The sequence below is a fragment of the Sodalis praecaptivus genome, from assembly GCF_000517425.1.
GTDB lineage: Bacteria > Pseudomonadota > Gammaproteobacteria > Enterobacterales > Enterobacteriaceae > Sodalis_A > Sodalis_A praecaptivus.
On record NZ_CP006569.1, the window covers coordinates 4,423,603 to 4,447,681 of the forward strand.

Below are 24,079 nucleotides of genomic sequence, written 5' to 3' on the forward strand. Positions count from 1 at the left end.
CAATAAAAGCTAACAATCAAGGAAGCGATGATGAACAAACTGGCGGTGCTGCAAAGCTTTGTGCGGGTTGTCGAGCTGGCAAGTTTTACCCAGGCGGGCAACAGTCTCGGTCTGCCTAAATCAACCATGTCCGAGCACATCCAAACGCTGGAGAGCGTGATGGGTGCCCGATTGCTGCACCGCACCACTCGCCGGGTGACGCCGACGCAGGACGGCCTGGTCCTGTATGAACGCGCGCGGGACGTACTGGCCTCGATGGATGAACTGGACGGCTTGTTCCGCCAGCAGGGACCGGTGTTGGCCGGCAGACTGCGCGTCGACATGCCCACTGCCTTTGCCCGACTGGAAGTCTTCCCGCGCCTGGGGGAATTTTTACAGGCGCATCCGGCTATCCAGGTGGAAATAAGTTGCACCGACAGACGGGTGGATGTCGTGCGCGAGGGTTTCGATTGCGTGGTGCGCATCGGCCAGTTAAACGACGCCAACCTGGTAGCGCGCCGCCTGGGAAAACTGCGCATGGTCAATTGCGCCAGTCCGGCCTACTTGCAGGCCCATGGCATACCCGCCACCCCTGCCGACCTGGATCATCATGTCTTGATAGATTATGTCCAAGTTTTGGGGTCGCAATCGACGGGATTTGTCTATCAACAACAGGGCCGCAGTGTCAGCCGGCAAATGCCCGTCCGGGTCACGGTGAATAATGCCGATGCCTATGAAGCGGCCTGTCTACACGGACTGGGAATTATTCAGGTTCCCGTCGCCCGTTATGTTGACCTTTTCACCAGCGGTCAACTGGTGGAGATATTGCCCGATTACCGGCCGCTGCCCATGGATATTACACTACTTTATGCCCACCGTCGCCATCTGCCCCCGCGGGTAAAGGTGTTTATGGATTGGCTGGCGGACCTGATTACCCCAGGGGTATTTCCCGGTTGAACCGGCATGTCGAAAGGACCACAGACGCCACGGCCGCTGACCGCCGACCGCCGACAGCCGACAGCCGACCGCCGTTGGAGGATCCCCCGCCACGGCGCGCCGGGCAAAACGAAACGCACCGACCCACGTCGCCTAAATCCGCGCCGTTTCCGGCCGGCCTTGGCGCGTCAAACCCCCTGACGCGCAAGGGCTAATGCATAACGCCTAATGCTTTACGCTAATGCCTAATGCCAGAGGGCTAATGGCTAATGGCTAATGGCTGATGGCTAATAGCTGATGGCTGATAGCTGATAGCTGATAGCTGATAGCTGATAGCTGATAGCTGATAGCTGATGCTTAATGCCAAAAGCCAAAAGCCAAATGCCTGATGCCAAATGCCTGATGCCTGATGCCTGATGCCTGATGCCTGATGCCTGATGCCTGATGCCTGGTGCCTGGTGCCTGGTGCCTGGTGCCTGGTGCCTGGTGCAGATTAATTGCGGCTCAGGTAATCCGCCAGGAAATATTGCGGACTCAGTTGCGCCGACAGCGTAGCATCATAGGCGACCGGATAAGCCTGTGTCTCGCCGGGCAAAGTGATGCGTCCCGAGCCGTCTTTCGCGACAGTGAGCGCGACAAAGCGTTTGCCCTGCACATTAAGCCAATAAAGGCTCTCCGCGGCGGTTTTTTTTACTTCCAGCTTTTGGATCTTGCCCTCCCAGGCGTGTTTGCTGCCGCTGAACTGCACCAGCGCTTCGCTTACCCGGGTGGGACCATAACGCAGTACCAAGACATCGATTCCGTCGGGGCCGGTATAGACACTGACTTCATCACCCACCTCCTGGCGCGCCGGCATATCCATCGGCGCGGCGGGCATCAGCGGCCGCGGCATGAGGCGCTGAGGACCGCGCGACGGAGGGTTATTGGCTTCCTTCGCCGCGCCGCCAGGGGGATCCTGCAGACTTGGCGTTAGCCCTTGCGCCTTGCGGTAGCGCTGCAAAGCCTCATGAGCCGCTAGCGCCGCGCCATCCGCCGCCGCGACCGTTGACGGCGCATTAACCGTCTCGGCGGCGGGTACCCTACCCACGGCGGTAACGGCATTTTTTTGTGGCACGGCGGCAGAACCCTGCGGCGCGGCGGGGGTATCAGTCGTTTGCGTGGCGCCAACGGCGTCAGCCGGCGCGGACGCCGCAGCATTGGGCGTCTCTGTTGCGGCGGTCATTTCACCCTGCGCATTAGTGGCTGACTGGGCGCCGGCCGGCAATGCCAGCATTAATACTATCAATGGCCAACAGGGCCCGATACATGATTCCATAACGATCCAGAAGATAAAGTTAACGGCCAACGCGGCGGCCTGCTAAGGCAGAGCGCGCCTTCCCTGCCGCACAAGCCGCGCCGGCGGCGGCGCTATGGGCATAACCTCACGGTCGGTGATGAAGCTCTAGTATGACGCAGGATGCTCAGGGACGACAGCCAGCATAACGCCGCATAGCGTAACCGGATAGATGAGTACCTCAATAAACGTTGCGGCCCCTCCCGCCTGAATAAACGTTGCGGCCCCTCCCGCCTGGCGATGCCTCGTTAGAGACCGCGGCGCGATAAGCGTGTCGCCATTGGCGCAATAGCCCGCGGGGTGAACCAGCGCCAGTTCGCCGTTTCATCCGAGCATTGTTAAAGCACATTATTCGCTAAGCGTGCGCAAAAAAGTTGTTTGTTATCAATGCGCGGGCTGGTTAGGGTGAACGCTTTCACAGGGGAGCGTTCCATGTTGTTATCGGCTTATTTACGCTTTAAAATCTGCTGGCGGGCCACATGGCCATTATGGATAAGTCTGCTTTGCATGACGTCCGCCTCCGCCGCCGCGCCGTTGGCCAAAGAGTCACAGACCGTACTGCGCGTCGGCGTCGCCAGCCGTCTGGGCCAGGATTTGTGGTTTAAAGCTTCCGGCGAAGATCAACACTTACCTTACACCGTGCAATGGGTAAATTTCGACGCCGCGCCGCCGGCGATGGATGCCTTGCTGGCGGATTCGATCGACACCTTTTGGGGCGGCGACACCCCTGCCGTGTTTCTCGCTTATAACCAGCGCGATGCCAAAGTCGTGGCGGCCAGTGAAAAGGGTCTGTTTGGCGCGCTGCTGGTAGCAAAAGACTCCCCTATAACCACCGTCGAGCAGCTGAAAGGGAAAAAAATCGCCGTCTATCGCGGCTCAGGATTCCACAACAGCCTGCTGTCCATCCTACAGGATCACGGCCTGTCCGCCGACGATGTGCAGTTGAGCTATCTGGCGCCGGCGGAGGGATTGGCGGCGCTGACGCAAGGTCGAGTTGCTGCCTGGGGCATTTGGGATCCGAACGCGGCCATTGCCGAGAAAACCTTCGGCGCCCGCATTCTTGCCACACCGCGCACCTTTAGCCTCGGTTTGCAGTTTGCCTCGCAGAAGACCCTGGCAGACAGAGGAAAATCCCAAGCGTTACAGGACTTCTTATTGCGCAGCTACCGCGCGACCGCCTGGCTACGCGCGCACCCGCAACGGTGGGCGGAGCTGCAAGCGAAAGAGGCCAATATCAGCCCCGACGTAGCGCGCCTGGCCGCTTCCCGCGTAGGTGGACAATTCGTGCCGATCGACGCCGGCCTTGATAAGGCGGTACAAACTATCGCCGATAACTTTTACCGGCTCGGGATCATTGACCATGCCACCGACGTCAGCCCCGTCTTTGATGCGCGCTACACCGCCTTTTTGCAGCAACGGCTTCTGGAGAAAAAATAATGTCCGGTTTACGTGAATACCTCCAGGTTAAACGCGAAAAAATGTTGGCCTGGCGCAAAAAAATCAGCGCAGACGGCAGTCAGCCCAGCACGATTTCCGCGCAGGTAACGGCTGAGGGCCGCAGCGGCGTGCGCCGTATCCGTATCAAGGATCATCAAATTATTCTCGACAGCCCGCCGGAGCTGGCAGGCTACGGCCTCGGTCCCGGCTCGCAGGAAGTGCAGCTCGGCGTATTGGGCAGTTGCCTCACCCATGTCTACCTGACGCAGGCGGCGCTGCAATCGGTGCCGCTGGATGCCTTGTCGGTAAACGTTACGGCGGAAATCGACCATCGCGCCACTCAGGAAGCGTTCGCGCACTTGCCGGTATGGCCGCAAAATGTGCGCTATACCGTACAGGTATCCTCCCCCGCCAGCGACGAGCAGTTGGCCGCCGTGCTGGCGGCGGTGGAAAAAACCTGTCCGATTTATAATTTTCTCATACGGCCCCAAACAATTACCGGCGCCGTGCAGCGCATCCAGGCTGAAGGCTGATCGCTATGGCGTTTAACATTATTGGTCATGTCCCCCACAACGCCTTCAGTGAACAACCGGAAGCACGCCGCGCCGCCGAGATCGATCTGCCGTGGATTAGCGAATGCGCCCGCATTCACGAGCGGGCGGGCTTTGACAGCGTTCTGATAGGCCACGACGCCTGGCGGCCAAACGCCTGGCTGTTGGCCGCCCATATTGCCGCGCAAACGGAACGGCTAGGCGTCTGTATTGCCGAAAGACCCGGTACCGCACTACCCACTTATGTCGCCCGCCAGGCCATCACGCTTGAGCGGCTAGCGGGACGCGGCCGCGTAACGCTACATGTAGTAACGGGCGGCAGCGAAAAAGACCAGCGACGGGATGGCGATCAAATCGATTATGCCAGACGCTACGATCGCTGCGCCGAATATCTGGACATCGTGCGCCAGACCTGGCGCGCGGCGGCGCCCTTCGATTACCAGGGCGACTATTTTCAACTGCGCGAGGCCTGGTCGCCGGCGCAACCGCTGGCGCACGGCAGCATCGGTTTATCCTTTGCCGGCACGTCGGAGGAGGCGCTGGATTTATCGGCTCGTTATGCGGACCTGCATATGCTGTGGGGCGAACCGCTGGCGGAGACGGCGCAAAAAATTGCCACATTGCAGCAACGTGCCGCCGCTCAGGGTCGCCAGCTGCAATTTTCCATTTCGCAGCGCGCGATTGTGGAAGACAGTGAAAAACTGGCGTGGGAAAAAGCGGAGCATCTGTATCAGCAGGCGCTGAAGCAGCTGGGACCGAAAGCGGACCAGCCTGCCGATTTCAAACTGGATATGCAGCAATCCGCCAGCGCACGACAGCTTAACGAACTTGCTGCCCGGCGCGATATCTATGACGAACGATTATGGATGAAATATGCCCGCGTACTGAAAGTGGGCGGATCTACCACCGCCCTGGTCGGTACGGCGGAGCAGGTCGCGGAAGCGTTTTTACGCTACCGCCAGTTGGGAGTTTCCGCCTGGTATCTGCGCGGCTGGGATATTGCCGAAGACGCGCGCCGCTATGGCGAGCAACTTATCCCATTATTGCGCGCGCGCGTGGCGGCAGCTGAGGAGGCGTTAGCGTAACCGGCTAAATTTGGTCAGGGCGAGAACGGCGCTAATTATTGCCTAAGGCGGTGGCGAACGTCATCAGCCAGCGGGTTGCTGACCCGCGTAGTAGACCCGGCTGCTATCGTCCAAACGCGGGCAAAAGCACCGGTTTTGCCACATTGTCTCTGCGCCAACGATCATCAAGTCGTTTCTGCGTGACTAAAACGCCATTCGCTCAGCTGCGGCGCCAAGAGATTTCATCCCACACCCGTTTACAGCCTGCGACGGGGAAGATGAATTTGTCATAATCCACCCTTGTTTCCTTTTGCAACGCGGTAGTTTGATCTCGTGGACCGTTTGCGGAATTAAACACCTTCATCATAGTGAGTTCATCGATAGATTTCACGCGTGCGCGAGTATAGGGCATCATTTATACCAGGGCTGCAACGTATATCGAGATGCATAGGCCAAGTTATCACGGTATCGAAATTTTATAGAATACCCCTCTAGAATCATTAAACTCCTTGAACACATTGGATAAAAAAAACAAATAAAAGACGAATTAGTCTTAAATAAAATCGTCTGAAGAAACTACTGGCGGCAAGGATTTATTGGGTCGATGTCAATATATCGGTCATCCTGCTTGGCAAGTATTTCCTATCTTTCATAGATTCGTTAATTTAAAAAAGGTAAATGTATGACATGCATAACTTCTCTTCATAAGCCAGTTCATTCTGCTCATAACAGCGTAAGCTGCGAAGCAAATAAAACATCCCCAGTAATTAACCGGCATGGGACATTATTTCAACCTTATTGGTGCGGCAATAATGCGAATGCCGTGTTGAAAACCACTATTTATCGCTCCACCGGCACGTTAAATATCATAGGGTCAACGCCGAAAGGCGCAGGCGCGGCGGTTAACCAAGATAAAGCCTTGCCGCTGGCCAAAAATGCCCTCCAATATAATAGCCAACCCCTCGCGCAAACCTCACCTGCGGTTGATAGATTCAAGGCCAATACCACCGCTAGCATTGAATTTGCTAAAACGTTGCTGAATACTGACGACACGCCGCCACCCATCAAATGGTCCACGCACCCTCTTCTTAACGCGGTACGGCATACCCCTTCTTCGCTCGCTAATACCGCCACAAACGAGGCTGGTACCCCCACGCAGGATGAACGCATTCCACCTCAGGCCAAAGATCTGCATCAACATCAGCGTCTAGAGTCAAAAGCGCTATTGCCTATAACCGCTACCGGCGCGAATACACAACAGACAAGGGTGAATTTAACGGCCAATATCGTTAAAGTTACCAATGTTTTGATGCGCTTAGAGGAGAACAGCAAAAAATTACGGGCGATGCAACAGCAAGCTGTAGCGACAAGCACAACGTTGCAAACGTTGGCGGAAAAAAATCACGCCACCAGGGCGGAGTTCAACCAACGCATCCGATCCCGGGACAATAATCAACACGCCTCGCGTCTGACCGACGGTCCGCAGGCAACCCCACAGGGCCGGTTTGAGAGCACGGCGATGCCCAGCGTCTCTTCAGCGCTACCGCTGCAGCCGGTCAACGTCAAAAGAAAAGGGGCCAGGATTGTGGTGCCACCAGCACAGCCCCATCAAGCCTCGTTAGATCCGCAGACCAACGCCAGCAATACATCAAGCAATAACGCGGCTCGTATTACTCGCTCGCCGCGCAAGAAGCCGATTGTCGCCGAAAGCCGATTGCCGAATTACATGAAACCCACTCAATCCACATTGGCGAAAAGGGTGAAAACGCCTCAACAGAGTAAGCATTCCCGATAAGGTATTCTGGGGTTGCAATGTCGTTTACTTACTCTCGGTCAAGGTAACGCGTTAGGGGCATGGCAGGCATTTCTGAATATGCGTCAGCTCAATGGTCATGCTTATATAGCATGCTGCTTGGTGATAAGCATTTAAAGAGGCGTTTTATTTTAACCGACCGGATATAAAGCGTTGCACCGTGATGGGAAAGTGAATGATGACGCCACTGTTGTCGTTTTGCTTATCCTAGTCTGCGAACAGTACCGCACAGAATAGGACGCTAACCCTTATTATTGTGATGGTTATAGACCAGGAAGCAGCCGATCCCTTTTTCGATAGCAACATTGCCGCTAGCCAGCGAAAATAGGCTGATGTCGTAGCGTTATTTTAGTTAATACACGAAATAGTGTACGCGAAAATAGAGGATATGCTATTCATTAAATTACGCCATTACCGTTAACGTCTCCAGCATCGAGTTAAAACAAAAAACCTCCTGGTATAGGAGGTTTTCTTTGCGCATCAGTGACAATGTTGTCTAAGGTTAGCCTTAGAACGGAATATCGTCATCGAAGTCCATCGGCGGTTCGTTGCTGGGCGCAGGCGCTGAGTTCTGCGCGGGGCGCGCCGCCGGCGCGTTGCCGCCGCTGAACTGCGCGTTATTGCCCTGCGGCTGCTGAGGCTGCCCCCAGCCACCCTGCTGCGCGCCACCGGCGTTACCGCCCGCCCCGCCGCCCTGTCGACCGCCGAGCATTTGCATGGTGCCGCCGATATTGACCACCACCTCGGTGGTGTATCGATCCTGGCCGCTCTGATCTTGCCATTTGCGGGTCTGTAGCGATCCCTCAATATACACCTGGGAGCCCTTACGCAAATATTCACCCGCCACCTCGGCCAGCTTGCCAAACAGCACCACGCGATGCCATTCCGTTTTCTCCTTGGTCTCGCCGGTCTGCTTGTCGCGCCAGCTCTCAGAGGTGGCCAGGGTGATGTTGGCTACCGCACCACCGTTAGGCATATGGCGGACTTCCGGATCCTGGCCCAGGTTTCCGACTAGAATCACTTTATTAACGCCTCTGCTGGCCATGGGGGTCTCCTGATAAGATGAATGACTAAGTTTAATCGCTCAAGTTTACCATTGCCAACGCTTAAAGAACATGTTTAGAAACTTGGACTGCGCATCGAAAAACCGGGTGAAGCAGAATTATTTGTTACAATCAATACTGGATATTCATTCAGCTTTTTTTGTGCCATAATTGACCGTTTCGCGCCGCCGCGGTTTTGTCAACCGCACAGGCCGCCCTCGTTCATCCGGTGTTGGGATTAGTTGAATGGATAAGATTGAAGTTCGTGGTGCTCGTACCCATAACCTGAAAAACATCAGTCTGGTGATACCCCGCGATAAATTGATAGTAATTACCGGCTTATCAGGCTCGGGAAAATCATCGCTGGCGTTTGATACGCTCTATGCCGAGGGTCAGCGTCGCTATGTGGAATCGCTTTCTGCCTATGCCCGGCAGTTTCTGTCGTTGATGGAAAAACCGGATGTGGATCATATCGAAGGGCTGTCGCCCGCCATCTCGATTGAGCAAAAATCCACGTCCCATAATCCGCGCTCGACGGTGGGCACGATCACCGAAATCCACGATTATCTGCGTCTGTTGTACGCCCGCGTCGGCGAGCCGCGCTGCCCGGACCATGACGTTCCGCTGGCGGCGCAGACCGTTAGCCAGATGGTGGATAATGTGCTGTCGCAGCCGGAAGGCAAACGGCTGATGCTCCTGGCGCCCATCGTGAAAGAGCGCAAGGGGGAGCACAGCAAAACGCTGGAAAACTTGGCGGCGCAGGGCTATATCCGGGCGCGTATCGACGGGGAGGTCTGCGATTTGTCGGATCCGCCGAAACTCGAGCTGCAAAAAAAACATACTATCGAAGTCGTGGTCGATCGTTTCAAAGTGCGCGAGGATCTCGCCCAGCGCCTGGCGGAATCTTTTGACACCGCGCTCGGTCTCTCGGGTGGTACCGCGGTAGTGGCGGATATGGATGACGAAAAAGCGGAAGAGTTGCTGTTTTCCGCCAACTTCGCCTGCCCGATCTGCGGCTATAGCATGCCCGAGCTGGAACCCCGGCTTTTCTCTTTCAACAACCCGGCCGGCGCCTGCCCCACCTGCGACGGGCTCGGCGTGCAGCAGTACTTCGACCCCGACCGGGTTTTGCAAAATCAGGACATCTCCCTGGCCGGCGGCGCCATTCGCGGCTGGGATCGGCGCAACTTCTATTATTTTCAGATGCTGCGCTCGTTGGCCGAACACTATAAGTTCGACGTTGAGGCGCCGTTCCATGCGCTGAGTCCGACGGTTCAGCAAAAAATTCTTTTCGGGTCCGGCAAGGAAAATATCGAATTCAAATATATCAACGATCGCGGCGACACCTCGGTGCGGCGCCACCCGTTTGAAGGGGTGCTGCCGAACATGGAGCGCCGCTATAAGGAAACCGAGTCCACCGCGGTGCGCGAAGAGCTGGCCAAATATATCAGCAACCGCCCCTGCGCCACCTGCGGCGGGACCCGTCTGCGGCGCGAAGCCCGCCACGTCTTCGTGGAGCACACTACCCTGCCGGAAATTTCTGAGATGGGCATCGGCCATGCGCTGGCATTTTTCGACGAGATGAAACTGAGCGGTCAGCGCGCCAAGATCGCTGAAAAAGTATTAAAGGAGATCCGCGATCGGCTGAAGTTTCTGGTCAACGTCGGTCTGAACTACCTTTCCCTGTCGCGTTCGGCGGAAACGCTTTCCGGCGGCGAGGCGCAGCGCATCCGTTTGGCCAGCCAGATTGGCGCCGGCCTGGTGGGCGTGATGTATGTGCTGGATGAACCCTCCATCGGTTTGCATCAGCGCGATAACGAGCGATTACTGGAAACCCTGGTGCATCTGCGCGATCTCGGCAATACGGTGATCGTGGTGGAGCACGACGAGGACGCTATTCGCGCCGCCGATCATATTATCGATATCGGCCCGGGCGCCGGCGTTCACGGCGGAGAGGTGGTGGCCGAAGGCACCGCCGAGGAGATCATGGCCCATCCGGCGTCGCTGACCGGCCAGTTCCTCAGCGGCAAGCAGGAAATTGCCATTCCGCAGGCGCGCATTCCGGCGGATCCCACCCGGGTATTGAAGCTGGTCGGCGCGCGCGGCAATAACCTTAAGGACGTGACGCTGACCCTGCCGGTGGGGCTATTTACCTGCATCACCGGCGTTTCCGGCTCGGGCAAATCGACGCTTATCAACGACACGCTGTTCCCGGTAGCGCAGCGCCAGCTCAACGGCGCGACCACTACCGAAGTGGCGCCCTATCGCGAAGTGCAGGGCCTGGAACATTTCGATAAAGTCATTGATATCGATCAGAGCCCTATCGGCCGAACGCCGCGCTCCAATCCCGCGACCTACACGGGCGTGTTTACGCCTGTGCGCGAATTGTTCGCCGGCGTGCCGGAATCCCGCGCCCGCGGTTATACGCCCGGCCGTTTCAGCTTCAACGTGCGCGGCGGGCGCTGCGAAGCTTGCCAGGGCGATGGCGTCATCAAGGTGGAAATGCACTTCCTGCCGGATATTTATGTGCCCTGCGATCATTGCAAGGGCCAGCGCTACAACCGTGAAACCCTGGAAGTGAAATATAAGGGCAAGAATATCCACCAGGTGCTGGAGATGACCATCGAGGAAGCGCGCGAGTTTTTCGACGCTGTTCCCGCCCTGGCGCGCAAACTGCAAACGCTGATAGATGTCGGTCTGTCCTATATTCGCTTAGGGCAATCCGCCACCACGCTGTCCGGCGGCGAGGCGCAGCGGGTCAAGCTGGCGCGCGAGCTGTCCAAGCGTGGCACCGGCCAAACGCTGTATATCCTCGACGAGCCGACGACCGGCCTACACTTCGCCGATATTCAGCAATTGCTGGCGGTGCTGCATCAGTTGCGGGATCAGGGCAATACCATCGTGGTAATTGAGCATAACCTGGACGTGATCAAAACCGCCGATTGGATCGTCGATCTTGGCCCGGAAGGCGGTAACGGCGGCGGTGAAATTCTGGTGGCCGGCACGCCGGAAACGGTGGCGGCCTGTAAAGCGTCCCATACGGCGCGCTTCCTGCGCCCCATTCTCGAGCGCGCGTTGCAAAAAGCTTAGGGGGCGGCCGGATACGGATAGGCGGGACGAAAGTGCCTCGCGACCTCCGCTAACGTCTGGCGCTTTGGCGCTGGATCCGTCGACGTATTGACACTTTGGCCGCGGACCCGTCGACGCTTTGGCCGCGGCACCACCGGCGCTTTGGCCGCGGACCCGTTGGCGCTTTGGGCGCGGCACCCCCGGCGCTTTGGCCGCGGACCCGTTAGCGCTTTGGCCGCAGCACCCCCGGCGCTTTGGCCGCGGACCCATCGACGCTTTGGCTGCGGCGGCACCGGCGCTTTGGCCGCGGACCCATCGACGCTTTGGCTGCGGCGGCACCGGCGCTTTGGCCGCGGACCCGTCGACGCTTTGGCCGCGGCACCGCCGGCGCTTTGGCCGCGGACCCGTTGGCGCATTGGTGCATTGGTGCATTGGTGCATTGGCGCATTGGCGCATTGGCGCATTGGCGCATTGGCGCATTGGCGCATTGGCGCATTGGCGCATTGGCGCATTGGCGCATTGGCGCATTGGCGCATTGGCGCCTCAGAGTTTAAAGGCGTCTTTTTGCTAATACCATCCCAGGCCGCCGCTATGCCTCACGGCACGCAGGGGTCATCGCACGTCGCGGCGCGCGGGTATTTCGCTGCAAACAGGCAGCGCCGCGTCAGATATTCAGCGTTTGGCGCGTCGCTTCCGGCAGGCCCGCTACCGCCCATTGCCAGGAAGCATCCACCAGTTGATAAAATTGTGAATCAGGGATATCACCGTCAAGAAACAGCGTGCTCCAGTGGGCTTTATTCAGCCGCTCGCCCGGCACCGCCGCATTAAACGCGCTGCGTAATGCCTCAGCCATTTCGGCGCTGCTTTTCAGCGATACCGCCGGTCTGCCGTCCACGGTATGGGTCATAGCAAACATCACCTCTCCGACTTTAATCTGGTTTGCCTGCCACTCCTGGCGTACGCTCTGTACCGCGCCCGGTTTGGTCATGCAATAACTCAACAGCGTCGATTGATCCATAAATTATTCCCCCTGTAATGTGGCGACGATACGTCGGCCACCGCCGCGATTACGATGCTCACCCAGCCAAATTCCCTGCCAAGTGCCCAACAACAGCGTGCCATGACCAACGGGCAATAACAGTGAGGTGCCAAGCAGAGAAGATTTGATATGTGCCGGCATGTCATCCGCCCCTTCATAATCGTGCTGGTAGGGGGCCGATTCCGGAACCTGACGTAAAAAATGGTTTTCCATGTCGGTTCGGACGGTGGGATCGCAATTTTCATTTAGCGTCAGCGAAGCGGAAGTATGTTGCAGCAATAAATGAAGCAGCCCGCGACGGACAGCGCTCAACGACGTCAATTGGGAAACGATTTCATCGGTGACCAGATGAAAGCCGCGCGGTTGGGCTTTCAAAGTCAGGGTTTGTTGGTACCACATAATACCTGCTCCTTTTTACCACTCAGTATAGTGGCTACACGGGAGCAGGGGAAAATCGCTCGCGGCTACTGCACGGCCGCGAAGGCTTGGGCCACTTTGCCGACGTTAGCGGTATTCAGCCCGGCCAGACACATCCGGCCGCTGTCGATCAGATAGACGCCGTACACTTCGCGCAAATGCGCCACCTGGGCCGGGCTGAGGCCGGTATAGCTGAACATGCCCCGCTGACGCAGCAAATAGTCGAATTGATGTTCGGGTAGCGCGACCTTTAGCGCCGCCACCAGGCTCTGGCGCATTGCCAGAATACGCAGGCGCATCGCCGCCACCTCCTCACGCCACAGAGCATTGAGTGCCGGCTCGTTCAGCACCTGCGCCACCACTTGAGCGCCAAAGTTCGGCGGACTGGAGTAGTTGCGGCGCACGGTCGCCTTTAATTGGCCCAGCACGCGCTCGGCTTCGTTCGCGCTATCGCACACAATCGACAGCTCGCCCACCCGCTCACTATAAAGGGAGAAAATTTTGGAGAAAGAGTGGCTTACTAGGCAAGGCAACCCCAGGCGCGCCATTTCACGCACCGCATAAGCATCTTCCTCCAACCCGTCGCCGAACCCTTGGTAGGCGATATCCAGGAAAGGAATGAGCTGACGTTCCGCCACCACCTCGATGATTCGATCCCATTCGGACCGGGTCAGGTCCGAGCCGGTCGGGTTATGGCAGCACGGATGCAGCAGCACAATGCTCCGCTGCGGCAATTGCTGAAAACAGGCCAGCATCGCGTCAAAATTGACGCCCAGTTTCTCACCGTCGAAATAAGGATAACGATTAACCTGGAATCCGGCGCCGGTGAAAATGGCCACGTGGTTTTCCCATGTTGGGCTGCTGACCCAGACCTGGGAGTCGGGAAAGTAACACTTCAGGAAATCCGCGCCGACTTTCAGTGCCCCTGACCCGCCCACGGTCTGAATCGTGGCGATCCGCTGCGCGTTGCGCATCGGATGGTCCTCTCCGAACAGCAGCGCCTGGGTGGCGCTGCGGTAGGTTGACAACCCTTCCATCGGCAAATAGGAGGAGGAGCTTAGCGCCGGGCGGGCGAGCAGCATGGCCTGCGCCTCGGCCACCGCCCGCAGTTGCGGGATAATCGCCTGTTCGTTGTAATAAAGACCGATGCTTAGATTGACCCTATCAGGGCGCGGATCCTGTTTATAGGTTTCCATCAGCGTAAGGATGGGGTCTCCCGCATAAGCATCAACATTTTGGAACACGGTGCAGCTCTCCTGGATGAGCGGATGCAACGTTGCACCCACTGCTCACAATATCAAATAAAGCGAATTGAGTGGCGATTAAGTTAACAAAAAGCGTCAAAAATGGGAGCGCGATAAGAAAAAAAAGGCGCCGAAGAGCATCACTCATCGTCATATTGCGGGCCGGCATAATTGTCGAATCGTGACCATTGTCCGTTAAAGGTTAGCCGCACGGTGCCGATAGGGCCGTTACGCTGCTTACCGAGAATAATTTCAGCAATCCCCTTCATATCGCTATTCTCGTGATAGACCTCATCGCGGTAGATAAACATAATCAGGTCGGCATCCTGCTCGATTGAACCGGACTCACGTAAATCGGAGTTGACGGGGCGCTTATCGGCGCGTTGTTCCAAGCTTCGGTTCAGCTGCGACAGCGCCACCACCGGCACCTGCAGCTCTTTAGCCAGCGCCTTCAACGACCGGGAGATTTCCGCGATTTCCAGGGTACGGTTATCGGACAGCGACGGTACGCGCATCAGTTGGAGATAGTCGATCATGATCAGACTCAGGCCATCGTGTTCGCGAAATACCCGCCGCGCGCGCGATCGCACTTCTGTCGGGGTCAACCCTGACGAGTCATCAATATACATGTTGCGTTTTTCCAGCAGGATCCCCATGGTGCTGGAAATGCGCGCCCAATCCTCATCGTCCAGCTGGCCGGTACGAATCCGGGTTTGATCGACGCGCGAGAGCGACGCCAGCATACGCATCATGATCTGCTCGCCGGGCATCTCCAGGCTAAAGATCAGCACCGGTTTGCCCTCGGTCATGGCAGCGTTTTCGCATAGGTTCATGGCAAAGGTGGTTTTCCCCATGGACGGGCGCGCGGCGACGATGATCAAATCCGACTTTTGCAGGCCGGCGGTCTTTTTATCCAGGTCCAAATAGCCGCTGGAAACGCCGGTGACGCCGTCGTGCGGCTTCTGGTAAAGCTGTTCGATGCGCGCCACCGTATCTTCAAGAATACGGTCGATGCTCTTCGGGCCTTCATCTTTACTGGCGCGGTTCTCGGCTATTTGGAAAACCCGCGACTCCGCCAGATCCAGCAGATCCTCGCTGCTGCGTCCCTGGGGATCGTAACCGGCATCGGCTATCTCATGGGCGACGGCGATCATTTCCCGCACCACGGCCCGTTCGCGCACAATATCGGCATAAGCGGAAATATTCGCGGCGCTGGGGGTATTTTTCGAGAGCTCCGCCAGATAGGCGAACCCGCCAACGGCGTCCAATTCCCCTTTTTGTTCGAGAGATTCCGAAAGCGTGATCAGATCGATAGGCTTGCCCAGCTCCAACAGACGCTGCATCTCGTTGAAGATAAGACGGTGCGGGCGGTTAAAAAAATCGTTGCCGGTCACACGTTCGGCGACGTTGTCCCAGCGTTCGTTATCCAGCATCAAACCGCCCAGCACCGACTGCTCCGCTTCCAGCGAATGGGGCGGCATCTTCAGACCTTCAACCTGACGGTCGCGGGGAAAATTTGCTTTGTTAGACGGTTTTTTTTCTGACATGAAAGGGTACTTTACCTATCAAGAAGTCCTTGGATAAGGGCGCATTGTATCCTCTCTCGGGTCGAGATCCTATGCGCTTTGCAAACCACGCCGCAAGGCTTATGGTTATTAAAGATATCTTAATTGGAGGAAGAGTGATGGCTAAGCGTATACAGTTTGCCGCCCACGGCGGACCGGAAGTGATGGAATATGTGGATTTCACCCCCGTGGATCCCGGTCCGGGCGAGGTACAGATAGAGAATAAAGCCATCGGCATCAATTACATCGACACTTATGTCCGTTCCGGCCTCTACCCCACGCCATCGCTGCCCTCGGGCCTTGGCACGGAAGCGGCCGGGGTAGTGAGCAAGGTCGGCCCCGGCGTCGAGGGGTTTAACACCGGCGACCGGGTGGTGTACGCCCAGTCCCCGCAGGGCGCCTACGCCACGGTGCATAATGTGCCGGCGGAAAAACTGGCTTTGTTACCCTCGGCCATCTCGTTTGAACAGGCCGCGGCCGCTTTTTTAAAAGGGCTGACGGTGTTTTATCTGCTGCGCCAGACTTACGAAATCAAGCCGAATGAGATCTTTTTGTTCCATGCGGCAGCCGGTGGCGTCGGGCGCATCGCCTGCCAGTGGTCGAAAGCGCTGGGCGCGAAAATGATCGGCACCGTCGGTAGCGCGGAAAAAGCGGCGTTGGCGAAACGGGCGGGCGCCTGGGAAACAATAAATTACCGTGAGGAAAATGTGCCTGAGCGCGTGGCGGCGTTGACCCACGGTAACAAGGTTAACGTAGTGTACGATTCGGTCGGCAAAAACACCTGGGAAGCCTCCCTCGACTGCCTACGCCGCCGCGGATTGATGGTCAGCTTCGGCAACTCCTCGGGACCGGTTACCGGCGTCAATCTGGGGATCTTGAATCAGAAGGGCTCACTGTACGTCACACGCCCCTCGATCAACGGCTATATCACCGATGCCGCAAGCCTTAAGCTCGCCGCCGATGAACTGTTCAGCATGATTGCCAGCGGGGTGATCAAAGTCGACGTGCCCGACCAGCAAAAATTCCCGCTGGCCGAGGTGCAACGGGCGCATCAGGCGCTTGAGAGCCGGCAAACCAACGGGTCGCTACTGCTTATCCCGTAACGGCAGACTGCCGCCTGGCCCGCGAAGACCCTTGTGCCTGCCCCGGCGTCACACTGACCGTAAAAACAACGGGCTTCCCAAGGGAAGCCCGTCACGTAACGCTATGACATAACACACTGTAAAAATGTAGGGGCAGAGCAGAATTTGCCGGGCCATGCGGGTTGCCGCCGCTATTATTGCCCGGCAATGATGAAATCAATGAGTCTAAAGCGGGTTTATCCTAGCAGCCGCCTTCTAAAAAAAATATCGCCCCGGGGTGTAAAACTCAAAGCTGTGATCCATCCCCCATTTTCGCACCGAAGACCTAGCGCAGACGGGAATCAAACCGCGAGCGCGGGGGCGACGGTTTTTTTATCGCACGCCATAGCCACGCCGCCGCCAGCGCGACCAACAGCCACGGCAGCAATTTGACCGCCGTGACGAACAGCCCGGCAAACAGCATCGCCAGCGACCCCACCACCAGCGCCACCAGCACGCCCAACGCCGAGATACCGGTCAACAACAACATGAGAAAAAAACCAATGACAAAAAATAATTCCAGCATGGGGGTGGCTCCTTATTGAGCGCAATAGCGCTCGCCGCGGCGGTAAATGTTAGCTCTCTATATGCATTACAAGAACCATGCCAAGTTGGCATTCCCCTAAACGGCTGTTTTTGCTGATTAGTGGGTAAAAAGACACTGTTGCGACTTAGCGAATTTGACCACTTTTTAGCAAAAAGCGCCACGACGGGTTCCTTCCGCGGACCGCGATTAACGTACGGGGGCCAGCGTGCCCACCGCCCGGGCCCGGATCCTAATCGCATTTGCGGGCATATAACCCAGCGGCAGCGAATCCAGCTCGATAATATCCACCGTCTCCGGCAGCGCGCCGGCGGCGATGGCCGCCTCCCGCGCCTGATGTTCCGCCCGCCGCAGGCACGACTCCAGCGACTCATCGCCCGGTAACACAATGGTATCCACGCTACCGCTGACCTGGGCAATAGCCACACCGGTGGCGTTGGCGACGCCGGCGTGGGGCGGACGTATCACCTCGGAGGCGCCTTTGAGATGCATAGGAAGCAATACCGCACCGCCCCCCACCAAGATGACGGGCATGTCATGCTGACTGGTATTCATACGCGCAAGGCATTTTTCCACCATCGCCACATAATGCTCCGCCACCCGGGCCACCATTGACGGGCACAGATGCGCGACCCGCCCGGCGTTGCCAATGTCCGCCCAGCCACGGGCCACCGCGATATCCGTCACCGTTAGGGTGTCGCCGCCAAAGACCAGCGACCGCTGCGGCAAGGCATATCCTACGCTTTCCGGCCCGACGCTGATGTCGCCGTCCGCGTCCACCGTGACCACAGAGCCGCCCCCGAGGCCGATAGACGCGATATCCGGCATGCGGAAGTTAGTACGTACTCCGCCTATTTCAGCCTCCATCGCCGACTGGCGGGGAAATCCGCCGCACAAAACGCCGACGTCCGTGGTCGTGCCGCCCACATCGACCACCAGCGCCTGTTGCAGACTCGATAGCCGGGCCGCGCCTCGCAGGCTATTTGTGGGCCCGGAGGCGATCGTCAGGATCGGGAAAGTCCGCGCCTGATGCAGCGGCATTAACGTACCGTCATTCTGACCGAAAAACAGTTCGGCAATGATCCCCTGCCGCGCCAGCGTCTGACGAAAACCCTCGGTGAGAGTATGCGCAATCCCGCACAACGCTGCATTCAGCACCGTGGCGTTCTCCCGCTCCAAAAGGCCGATGGAACCGATTTCCGATGACAGGGAGATCGGCGTATTTGCCCCCAGGATCTCACGCGCCAGGGCCGCGACCCGCTGCTCTTGCTCGGCCACCACCGGTGAAAAAATACCGCAGACCGAGACCGCCCGCACCGCCCCTTTGACCGCCTGCAACTGTTGACGCAGGGCGGATTCATCCAGGGCTGATAATATATCGCCGTTGTAATGATAGCCGCCGGCAAGGGTAAACAGCCGTACCGGCAAACGCGCGCGGAAGTCGGCCGGCATATCGCTTAACGGCGGCACCGCCAGCGAGGCCGGTGCGCCGAGGCGGAAATGCGCCACCGGCTGTAAACCTTTACGCTCAACGATGGCATTGGTGCAATGGGTCGTGCCGAGCATCGCCCGGCGTATGTCGCCGCGGTCCACGTTGACCAAAGCCAGCAGGGCCGCCAGCGCCTGACCTATCCCTTGCATGACGTCAACGCTGGTGGGCTGTTTAGTATGGGCGATAATCCTTTGCCGCGCATCCAGCAGCACCGCATCCGTATGGGTGCCGCCGACATCGATCCCCAAAGATATACTCATGCGCTTTCCTCCTTGCACCGGGCTGCCAGCGTCTCCACCGGCGTATAGTCATTTTGATAATGAAAATAACGCGGTCCGCACACCTCGATTCCCCGCGACGTGCGCCATTTTTCATGGGCGGGAACGCCCAGCGCCACCACGCGCATCCCGTAACAAAGCCTTTCGCCCAGAATCGGCAGCCCCGTTTCCTCATCGAGCAGAATAATCAGATCCGGCGTCATGCACAGCGGCCGATCGTCCCGGCGTGCCAGCAAATATTCGTTCTGAAAAAGCACGTCAAAGCGGCCGCCGCTATCGTTGTCCACCCCGACAAAACAGGCGGTGCCGTGATTGAAACCGCCTTCGCTACGCTGGTTTACCCGATTCGCTTTACCGCGAAACAGCACGACGCCGTGCAGCAGCGCCGTGAGGGTATCGATAACGTTGCGGCGCGCGGCGCGCGCTTGCTGAACTTCTCGGCCGATGCGCCACATCAGCCCCAGCGTCCCCGCAATCCCCGAGGCGCGCGCTTGGCCGACCGTAACCGGATAACCGGCGAAGGTTGCGGCACCGCCCATCTTCACCGCGACCGCGCGGGCCAATTGCTCCGCCTTCATGCTGTCTTCAGCCTCCACCAGCACGGTGTTAGCATGCTCATCCACGACGGCAAACGGCGACGCATTGAGGCCGTCGAGATAGAAGGTGGTCATTTGAAACTCGGGAAAAGCCCGGCCCATGGCGTCGACGTCCATGACGGGTAGCCCGAGAATACAGGCCGAGGCCAGCGGTAACAGCGAATTGATGCCGCCGGTCTCAATCGGGTAAATAGCGGATAAAGCGCGGCCCATATGCTGAGCGATAATTCGGCAGGCCGTCAGGGATTCCTGACCGTTTGGCAACTTTTCCATCATCACGGCCGGCGAACCTATCATGCCCGTCGCCAGCAGCAATTCTTCCGGCTGAAGCTCATCTAACGTTAATAATCGAATAGGCCCATACTCGGCAATTGCCCGCTGAGCCATGATTTTACCGATATAGGGATCGCCTCCACCGCCGCTGGCAAGGATAGCGGCGCCGTAACTGATGTAATCAATCGCTTCATGATCCAGCCATTTCATCTCACCACCTCCCTTGGTTCTGCACAGGCGCTGATGCCCTATTCCCCGTTAAGAAACCCATTGCGTAGATATACGCCGGCGCACGCATAATAAGCATGACATCAATATTAGACATATTATAATTCCCCACCTTTGATATTCCCTTCAAAGACAGAGAAATTAAACCATAAATATATTCGACCTCACAAAATTTTTCTAATCAATCCAGGTTTAAAAATTTAATATCACGATTAATGAATGCAATATTCATAATAAAACAGATCAAAACAATAGCAGATTATTAATCAACCCTGGACTTTGAATAAAAGCCTGAAGTCTATTCTTTTGGTGCGCCTCCTTCGGAATATTCAATTAACCCTGCATCGGCCGATAAACCTATCGTCTTATCCTTTAAACGAACGCACGGCCAGGTAACCAAATACTTTGACGCCTGGCCGATTTACTCCCCTCTCCGACATTTCCCCATCACCTATTCTTGGTCCAGCGCCATGCTCTCTCAACGGCCCATGACCTGTAATATAATCACCCGTTTTTTTTGCCGAGAAGACAATCTATCCACATTACCCTTGTCGAGCCATCGACATTCCCATCCATAAGCACATAAATAAGCGCAACAATAGCCGCCCACAGATAGCAAAATAAATAAATTAATTATCACCTCATTAATAACCTTGGCCGAGGGAATATTACACGAAAGGCGGACGGGCTATATCGACGAAGCCGTTAATCATAAATTTATAGGGGGCCAGGCTGGATCAAAAATAACATTTGCGGTAAAAATAGAATTGCCACGCGGTATTTTTCAAAAGGACTTTATATGAACAGCGATTGCCTATCTCGCGATACTCAGGATAGCGTCATAGCACCGCAGCTGCTAATGCTATGGGAATCGTCCCGTGAACCTTGGGGCGTCAAGGACCTTGAATCACGCTATCTTTATGCCAACCCTGCTTATTACGATCTGCTGAATATTAATCCAGCACTTTTCACCATCCCCGGCTGCTTCGATCATGATTTACCGTCACCGGTGGCGGATTTTGCCTCGCATTTCCAACGCCACGACCGTTGCACCATCAAACAGCAGGATCGCCTTTGCTCCATCGAAATCCATTGTTACGGCCGAGAAAAGCTTATTCAACCTTATTTTTTCGATAAATATCCACTCTACCATCAGATCACCCGTGAGTGCATTGGCTCAATTTTCCACGCGCGTAAAGTCGAAGACGTCTCGCTGCAAAAGCAGTTATGCGGCAAAAGCCCCGGTTATTTCCTGTTTTATCCGCCGGAACCGATCTTTACCGAGGGCGAGCTGGACGTGATCTTTTTTGTCCTGCAAAACATGAGCAGCAAAGTCATTGGCCGTCATCTTGGTCTTTCGCACCGTACGGTGGAGAACAAGCTCCAGGGCATCTATCAGAAAGCGGGAGTACACTGTTTGCGCCAGTTTAGCGAATACAGCCGCCACACCGGTTTTGACCGTTATGTGCCGCAAAAATTCTTGAAGCCCTTGAGTCAATTATTAATGCTGGACGCAGGATAGCGCTTTAATCAACACCTCGGCACCCGCGCCTGGGCGGTGGGCGTGTTCGCTTAAATAGCGGCGCCACTGCCGGGCGCCCGGCATTCCTTGAAACAGCCCGAGCATGTGGCGCGTAATGTGGCCAAGGGCCGTGCCGCAAGACAGCTCCCGCTCTATATAAGGCAACATCGCGTCAATCACCGCCGCCGGATTCGGCAGGGGATCCGCCTCGCCGAACAGCTCGCTGTCAACCCGGGCCAGGATGCCCGGGTTCTGGTAGGCTTCGCGGCCCATCATGACCCCATCAAGTCGCTGCAAATGTTCCCGAGTATCATGTAGGGTGGTGATTCCGCCGTTGATCATGAGCCGAAGCGACGGGAAATCCCGCTTTAGCTGATACACCCGGTCGTAATCCAGCGGTGGAATTTCGCGATTCTCTTTGGGACTCAAGCCGCTAAGCCAGGCTTTGCGGGCATGAATGATGAAGGTCTGGCAGCCGCCGCGAGCGGCAACGGTATCGATGAACTCACAGAGAAACGCGTAGCTGTCCTGCTCGTCGATACCGATACGGGTTTTTACCGTTATCGGCAACGATACCGCTTCGCGCATGGCGGCGATACACGCCGCCACCCGCTCTTTCTCGGCCATCAAACAGGCGCCGAAACGGCCGTTCTGCACGCGATCGGAGGGGCAACCGATGTTGAGATTGACTTCATCATAGCCTCGCGCCTGTGCCATTTTCGCGCAACGCGCTAGTGCATCCGGTTCACTTCCGCCCAGTTGCAGCGCCAAGGGATGTTCCGCGTCGTTATAGGCCAGATAATCGCCTTTACCGTGCAACAGAGCGCCGGTGGTTACCATTTCGGTGTACAGCAGCGTACGGCGGCTCAACTGGCGCAGAAAATAACGGCAATGACGATCGGTCCAATCGAGCATCGGCGCAACGCTGAACCGGCCGGGCGCAGTCGATACCAAACCGGCCGAGGTCATCGTGGACGGCTGAACGTTTTGATTAAGGCGGTTTTCAAGCATGGCTGATATTTTCACGTCTGTTCGGGCAATCGGCTACCCACGCGGCACGGGAACAAAGGGAACCGACAGGGAATTCTTCGGGGAGATTCTAGCATAGAAAAGCGGTTGCCGGTGGCCCCTGATAAAAGTCAAACGCCGCTTCCATCGGCGCGCGTTAGAGAAGTTAAAACAAAACACGCTGGCGCCCCTCTTGCCTATGGGTTGTTTAAACCACTCTCCGTATTGCCTGACCGCAGGATGACACGATCTTACCGCTATATTCTGTTAGCGCCGTTTCCGCCAGAAACCGGTTGCGTATGCCTATCAATCGGCGGCATATCGCAGTAAACAACGAAGCCGGTTAACGTGTTATGTAGCGAATAGGCATTTTGCGTCTTTTATTAATCTCTATAATCATGGAAAGGGGAGTTAACGGCCTATCAGGCTGTGCGGCTAAAGGCTTTGGCACGATGGGCGCCGCAGCCGTTTACCGTCCCGGCCGGCGTGGCATACGTACATAGACTTAGATAACCTCAATCAGGAGCTGATGCGATCATTTTGTCCCAAATTGCCCACACTGCGTCCCAATACCCGGAGGGTGGATTTACAAAATGCCGCGTCTGTTCTATCAAAAGAAAGCTGGGCATTGAAAATGCATGCCGGCGTTGCCCAAGGCAAAGGACCCGCGCTTCGCATGTAATCGTGAACAACTGCCTAGTATCGGTAGGTCATTTTTACGGCTATTAACCGCCGACTCACAGCAACGGCACCGGCCTGCGCCGCCGCGAAATCGGCGGCAACATGCGTAGTTCTGAGGCCTGATATGTTAGCCAAATAATAATCTCTTTTTCCCGATGGTGAAAAAGCTACCAGACTGAGCAATATGACAGCCTTTATCCTTGATCATTGTGTATTTACCCGTAGTGCAATGCGGTCATTGCTAACTGATAGTGGCGTGAGAGGAAATATCTATACTCTTAATGATGTTCTGAAATTGGATACGCTTTGCCATAAAATTATCCCTGACATTGTCATAATCAGTCAACGCTATATGCATGCAAAAGATGACGGCCACATTTTAAAGACATTAATCGAACGACTGCCCCACACTTTTTTTCTGATTTTTATTGGCAATGAAAACATTGTCTATAACGCCGTTGTCCCTCTTAAAAGTAATGTTATCGTGACCTCCAAATTTCTTGCCGTTGACGGATTTACACAGCTATTCCGCCATTTCGCCGGACAAGAAAGATCTCCGATCGCCAGCAGAGCTAAACGCTGCACACCGCTGCGATTCAGTAAAACCGAAAAGCAAATTCTGGCCATGTGGATGGCTGGCGAGAACACTAAAGCAATTTGCGCCCATCTGAATATTAAAGATAAAACGCTGTCGTCACATAAGATCAATATTAAACGCAAAACCAATGCCGATAATAAATTGATTATCTATTATATTTTGCAGATCGCCGGCAGCGTCACCGATGATCTGTATGCCCGCCAATACAACGGTTGAGGCACCTTTAGTCGTGGTTTTGGCGCCGTCGT

General features: G+C 56.3%; 19 protein-coding genes. 9 read left to right on the forward strand and 10 right to left on the reverse strand.

The window, feature by feature from the left end:
- The first annotated feature begins 30 nt into the window (after positions 1 to 30).
- Positions 31 to 936, forward strand: coding sequence for a LysR family transcriptional regulator (locus tag SANT_RS19675; RefSeq protein ID WP_025423949.1), 906 nt, complete (start codon positions 31 to 33; stop codon positions 934 to 936).
- Positions 937 to 1,408: 472 nt separating this feature from the next.
- Here the strand turns inward: SANT_RS19675 and SANT_RS23940 are convergent, their stop codons facing one another.
- A complete protein-coding gene (locus SANT_RS23940) occupies positions 1,409 to 2,188 on the reverse strand; it encodes a hypothetical protein (RefSeq protein ID WP_025423950.1) in 780 nt (259 codons plus the stop codon).
- A gap of 567 nt (positions 2,189 to 2,755) precedes the next feature.
- Between SANT_RS23940 and SANT_RS19685 the strand changes: the two genes are divergently transcribed.
- The 4 genes from SANT_RS19685 to SANT_RS19700 all read left to right on the forward strand — a co-directional run bounded on the left by SANT_RS19685 (position 2,756) and on the right by SANT_RS19700 (position 7,095).
- The gene (locus tag SANT_RS19685; RefSeq protein WP_158500170.1) at positions 2,756 to 3,685 is read left to right on the forward strand and encodes an aliphatic sulfonate ABC transporter substrate-binding protein; all 930 of its coding nucleotides are present in this window, start codon (positions 2,756 to 2,758) and stop codon (positions 3,683 to 3,685) included.
- Positions 3,685 to 4,218, forward strand: a complete 534-nt coding sequence (locus SANT_RS19690; RefSeq protein ID WP_025423952.1) for an OsmC family protein — start codon at positions 3,685 to 3,687, stop codon at positions 4,216 to 4,218. The genes SANT_RS19685 and SANT_RS19690 overlap by 1 nt, the downstream gene beginning before the upstream one ends.
- 5 nt (positions 4,219 to 4,223) lie before the next feature.
- Complete coding sequence (locus SANT_RS19695) at positions 4,224 to 5,321, forward strand: LLM class flavin-dependent oxidoreductase (protein WP_025423953.1); 1,098 nt, start codon at positions 4,224 to 4,226, stop codon at positions 5,319 to 5,321.
- Between the two features lie 661 nt (positions 5,322 to 5,982).
- On the forward strand, positions 5,983 to 7,095 hold the full coding sequence (locus SANT_RS19700) for a hypothetical protein (protein ID WP_148296332.1): 1,113 nt from the start codon (positions 5,983 to 5,985) through the stop codon (positions 7,093 to 7,095).
- A gap of 526 nt (positions 7,096 to 7,621) precedes the next feature.
- Here SANT_RS19700 and ssb1 read toward each other — a convergent pair.
- Positions 7,622 to 8,158: a single-stranded DNA-binding protein SSB1 gene (gene ssb1, locus SANT_RS19705; RefSeq protein ID WP_025423955.1), complete on the reverse strand. Its 537-nt coding sequence runs from the start codon at positions 8,156 to 8,158 to the stop codon at positions 7,622 to 7,624.
- A 244-nt stretch (positions 8,159 to 8,402) separates the two neighbouring features.
- On the opposite strand from ssb1, the gene uvrA reads away from it, so the two are divergent.
- Positions 8,403 to 11,246: an excinuclease ABC subunit UvrA gene (uvrA, locus tag SANT_RS19710; RefSeq protein ID WP_025423956.1), complete on the forward strand. Its 2,844-nt coding sequence runs from the start codon at positions 8,403 to 8,405 to the stop codon at positions 11,244 to 11,246.
- Between the two features lie 643 nt (positions 11,247 to 11,889).
- Here uvrA and SANT_RS19720 read toward each other — a convergent pair.
- The 4 genes from SANT_RS19720 to dnaB form a co-directional block, all read right to left on the reverse strand.
- The gene (locus tag SANT_RS19720; protein WP_025423958.1) at positions 11,890 to 12,243 is read right to left on the reverse strand and encodes an MmcQ/YjbR family DNA-binding protein; all 354 of its coding nucleotides are present in this window, start codon (positions 12,241 to 12,243) and stop codon (positions 11,890 to 11,892) included.
- 3 nt (positions 12,244 to 12,246) lie between these two features.
- A complete protein-coding gene (locus tag SANT_RS19725) occupies positions 12,247 to 12,663 on the reverse strand; it encodes a secondary thiamine-phosphate synthase enzyme YjbQ (RefSeq protein WP_025423959.1) in 417 nt (138 codons plus the stop codon).
- Positions 12,664 to 12,728: 65 nt separating this feature from the next.
- A complete protein-coding gene (locus SANT_RS19730; protein ID WP_025423960.1) occupies positions 12,729 to 13,925 on the reverse strand; it encodes an aromatic amino acid transaminase in 1,197 nt (398 codons plus the stop codon).
- Positions 13,926 to 14,065: 140 nt separating this feature from the next.
- Entirely contained in the window at positions 14,066 to 15,472 is a 1,407-nt protein-coding gene (dnaB, locus tag SANT_RS19735; protein ID WP_025423961.1) for a replicative DNA helicase, read from the reverse strand.
- A gap of 137 nt (positions 15,473 to 15,609) precedes the next feature.
- On the opposite strand from dnaB, the gene SANT_RS19740 reads away from it, so the two are divergent.
- Entirely contained in the window at positions 15,610 to 16,593 is a 984-nt protein-coding gene (locus SANT_RS19740) for a quinone oxidoreductase (RefSeq protein WP_025423962.1), read from the forward strand.
- Between the two features lie 304 nt (positions 16,594 to 16,897).
- On the opposite strand, the gene pspG is transcribed toward SANT_RS19740, so the two are convergent.
- The 3 genes from pspG to SANT_RS19755 all read right to left on the reverse strand — a co-directional run bounded on the left by pspG (position 16,898) and on the right by SANT_RS19755 (position 20,004).
- On the reverse strand, positions 16,898 to 17,137 hold the full coding sequence (pspG, locus tag SANT_RS19745; protein ID WP_025423963.1) for an envelope stress response protein PspG: 240 nt from the start codon (positions 17,135 to 17,137) through the stop codon (positions 16,898 to 16,900).
- Between the two features lie 207 nt (positions 17,138 to 17,344).
- Positions 17,345 to 18,907, reverse strand: coding sequence for a hydantoinase/oxoprolinase N-terminal domain-containing protein (locus SANT_RS19750; RefSeq protein ID WP_025423964.1), 1,563 nt, complete (start codon positions 18,905 to 18,907; stop codon positions 17,345 to 17,347).
- Entirely contained in the window at positions 18,904 to 20,004 is a 1,101-nt protein-coding gene (locus tag SANT_RS19755) for a DUF917 domain-containing protein (protein WP_025423965.1), read from the reverse strand. The genes SANT_RS19750 and SANT_RS19755 overlap by 4 nt, the downstream gene beginning before the upstream one ends.
- An 817-nt stretch (positions 20,005 to 20,821) precedes the next feature.
- Here SANT_RS19755 and SANT_RS19760 point away from each other — a divergent pair.
- Positions 20,822 to 21,544, forward strand: a complete 723-nt coding sequence (locus SANT_RS19760) for a helix-turn-helix transcriptional regulator (RefSeq protein WP_025244805.1) — start codon at positions 20,822 to 20,824, stop codon at positions 21,542 to 21,544.
- Here SANT_RS19760 and dusA read toward each other — a convergent pair.
- On the reverse strand, positions 21,524 to 22,513 hold the full coding sequence (gene dusA, locus SANT_RS19765) for a tRNA dihydrouridine(20/20a) synthase DusA (protein WP_038669923.1): 990 nt from the start codon (positions 22,511 to 22,513) through the stop codon (positions 21,524 to 21,526). The genes SANT_RS19760 and dusA overlap by 21 nt on opposite strands.
- A gap of 904 nt (positions 22,514 to 23,417) precedes the next feature.
- Here dusA and rcsA point away from each other — a divergent pair.
- Positions 23,418 to 24,047: a transcriptional regulator RcsA gene (gene rcsA, locus SANT_RS19770; RefSeq protein ID WP_081730492.1), complete on the forward strand. Its 630-nt coding sequence runs from the start codon at positions 23,418 to 23,420 to the stop codon at positions 24,045 to 24,047.
- The last annotated feature ends 32 nt before the right edge of the window (positions 24,048 to 24,079 follow it).

Excerpts from the sequence above, each read along its gene's own strand:
- SANT_RS19675 (WP_025423949.1), top strand. The coding sequence starts at position 31 with ATGAACAAACTGGCGGTGCTGCAAAGCTTTGTGCGGGTTGTCGAGCTG.
- SANT_RS23940 (WP_025423950.1), bottom strand. The coding sequence starts at position 2,188 with ATGCTGGCATTGCCGGCCGGCGCCCAGTCAGCCACTAATGCGCAGGGT.
- SANT_RS19685 (WP_158500170.1), top strand. The coding sequence starts at position 2,756 with ATGACGTCCGCCTCCGCCGCCGCGCCGTTGGCCAAAGAGTCACAGACC.
- SANT_RS19690 (WP_025423952.1), top strand. The coding sequence starts at position 3,685 with ATGTCCGGTTTACGTGAATACCTCCAGGTTAAACGCGAAAAAATGTTG.
- SANT_RS19695 (WP_025423953.1), top strand. The coding sequence starts at position 4,224 with ATGGCGTTTAACATTATTGGTCATGTCCCCCACAACGCCTTCAGTGAA.
- SANT_RS19700 (WP_148296332.1), top strand. The coding sequence starts at position 5,983 with ATGACATGCATAACTTCTCTTCATAAGCCAGTTCATTCTGCTCATAAC.
- ssb1 (WP_025423955.1), bottom strand. The coding sequence starts at position 8,158 with ATGGCCAGCAGAGGCGTTAATAAAGTGATTCTAGTCGGAAACCTGGGC.
- uvrA (WP_025423956.1), top strand. The coding sequence starts at position 8,403 with ATGGATAAGATTGAAGTTCGTGGTGCTCGTACCCATAACCTGAAAAAC.
- SANT_RS19720 (WP_025423958.1), bottom strand. The coding sequence starts at position 12,243 with ATGGATCAATCGACGCTGTTGAGTTATTGCATGACCAAACCGGGCGCG.
- SANT_RS19725 (WP_025423959.1), bottom strand. The coding sequence starts at position 12,663 with ATGTGGTACCAACAAACCCTGACTTTGAAAGCCCAACCGCGCGGCTTT.
- dnaB (WP_025423961.1), bottom strand. The coding sequence starts at position 15,472 with ATGTCAGAAAAAAAACCGTCTAACAAAGCAAATTTTCCCCGCGACCGT.
- SANT_RS19740 (WP_025423962.1), top strand. The coding sequence starts at position 15,610 with ATGGCTAAGCGTATACAGTTTGCCGCCCACGGCGGACCGGAAGTGATG.
- pspG (WP_025423963.1), bottom strand. The coding sequence starts at position 17,137 with ATGCTGGAATTATTTTTTGTCATTGGTTTTTTTCTCATGTTGTTGTTG.
- SANT_RS19750 (WP_025423964.1), bottom strand. The coding sequence starts at position 18,907 with ATGAGTATATCTTTGGGGATCGATGTCGGCGGCACCCATACGGATGCG.
- SANT_RS19755 (WP_025423965.1), bottom strand. The coding sequence starts at position 20,004 with ATGAAATGGCTGGATCATGAAGCGATTGATTACATCAGTTACGGCGCC.
- SANT_RS19760 (WP_025244805.1), top strand. The coding sequence starts at position 20,822 with ATGAACAGCGATTGCCTATCTCGCGATACTCAGGATAGCGTCATAGCA.
- dusA (WP_038669923.1), bottom strand. The coding sequence starts at position 22,513 with ATGACCTCGGCCGGTTTGGTATCGACTGCGCCCGGCCGGTTCAGCGTT.
- rcsA (WP_081730492.1), top strand. The coding sequence starts at position 23,418 with ATGACAGCCTTTATCCTTGATCATTGTGTATTTACCCGTAGTGCAATG.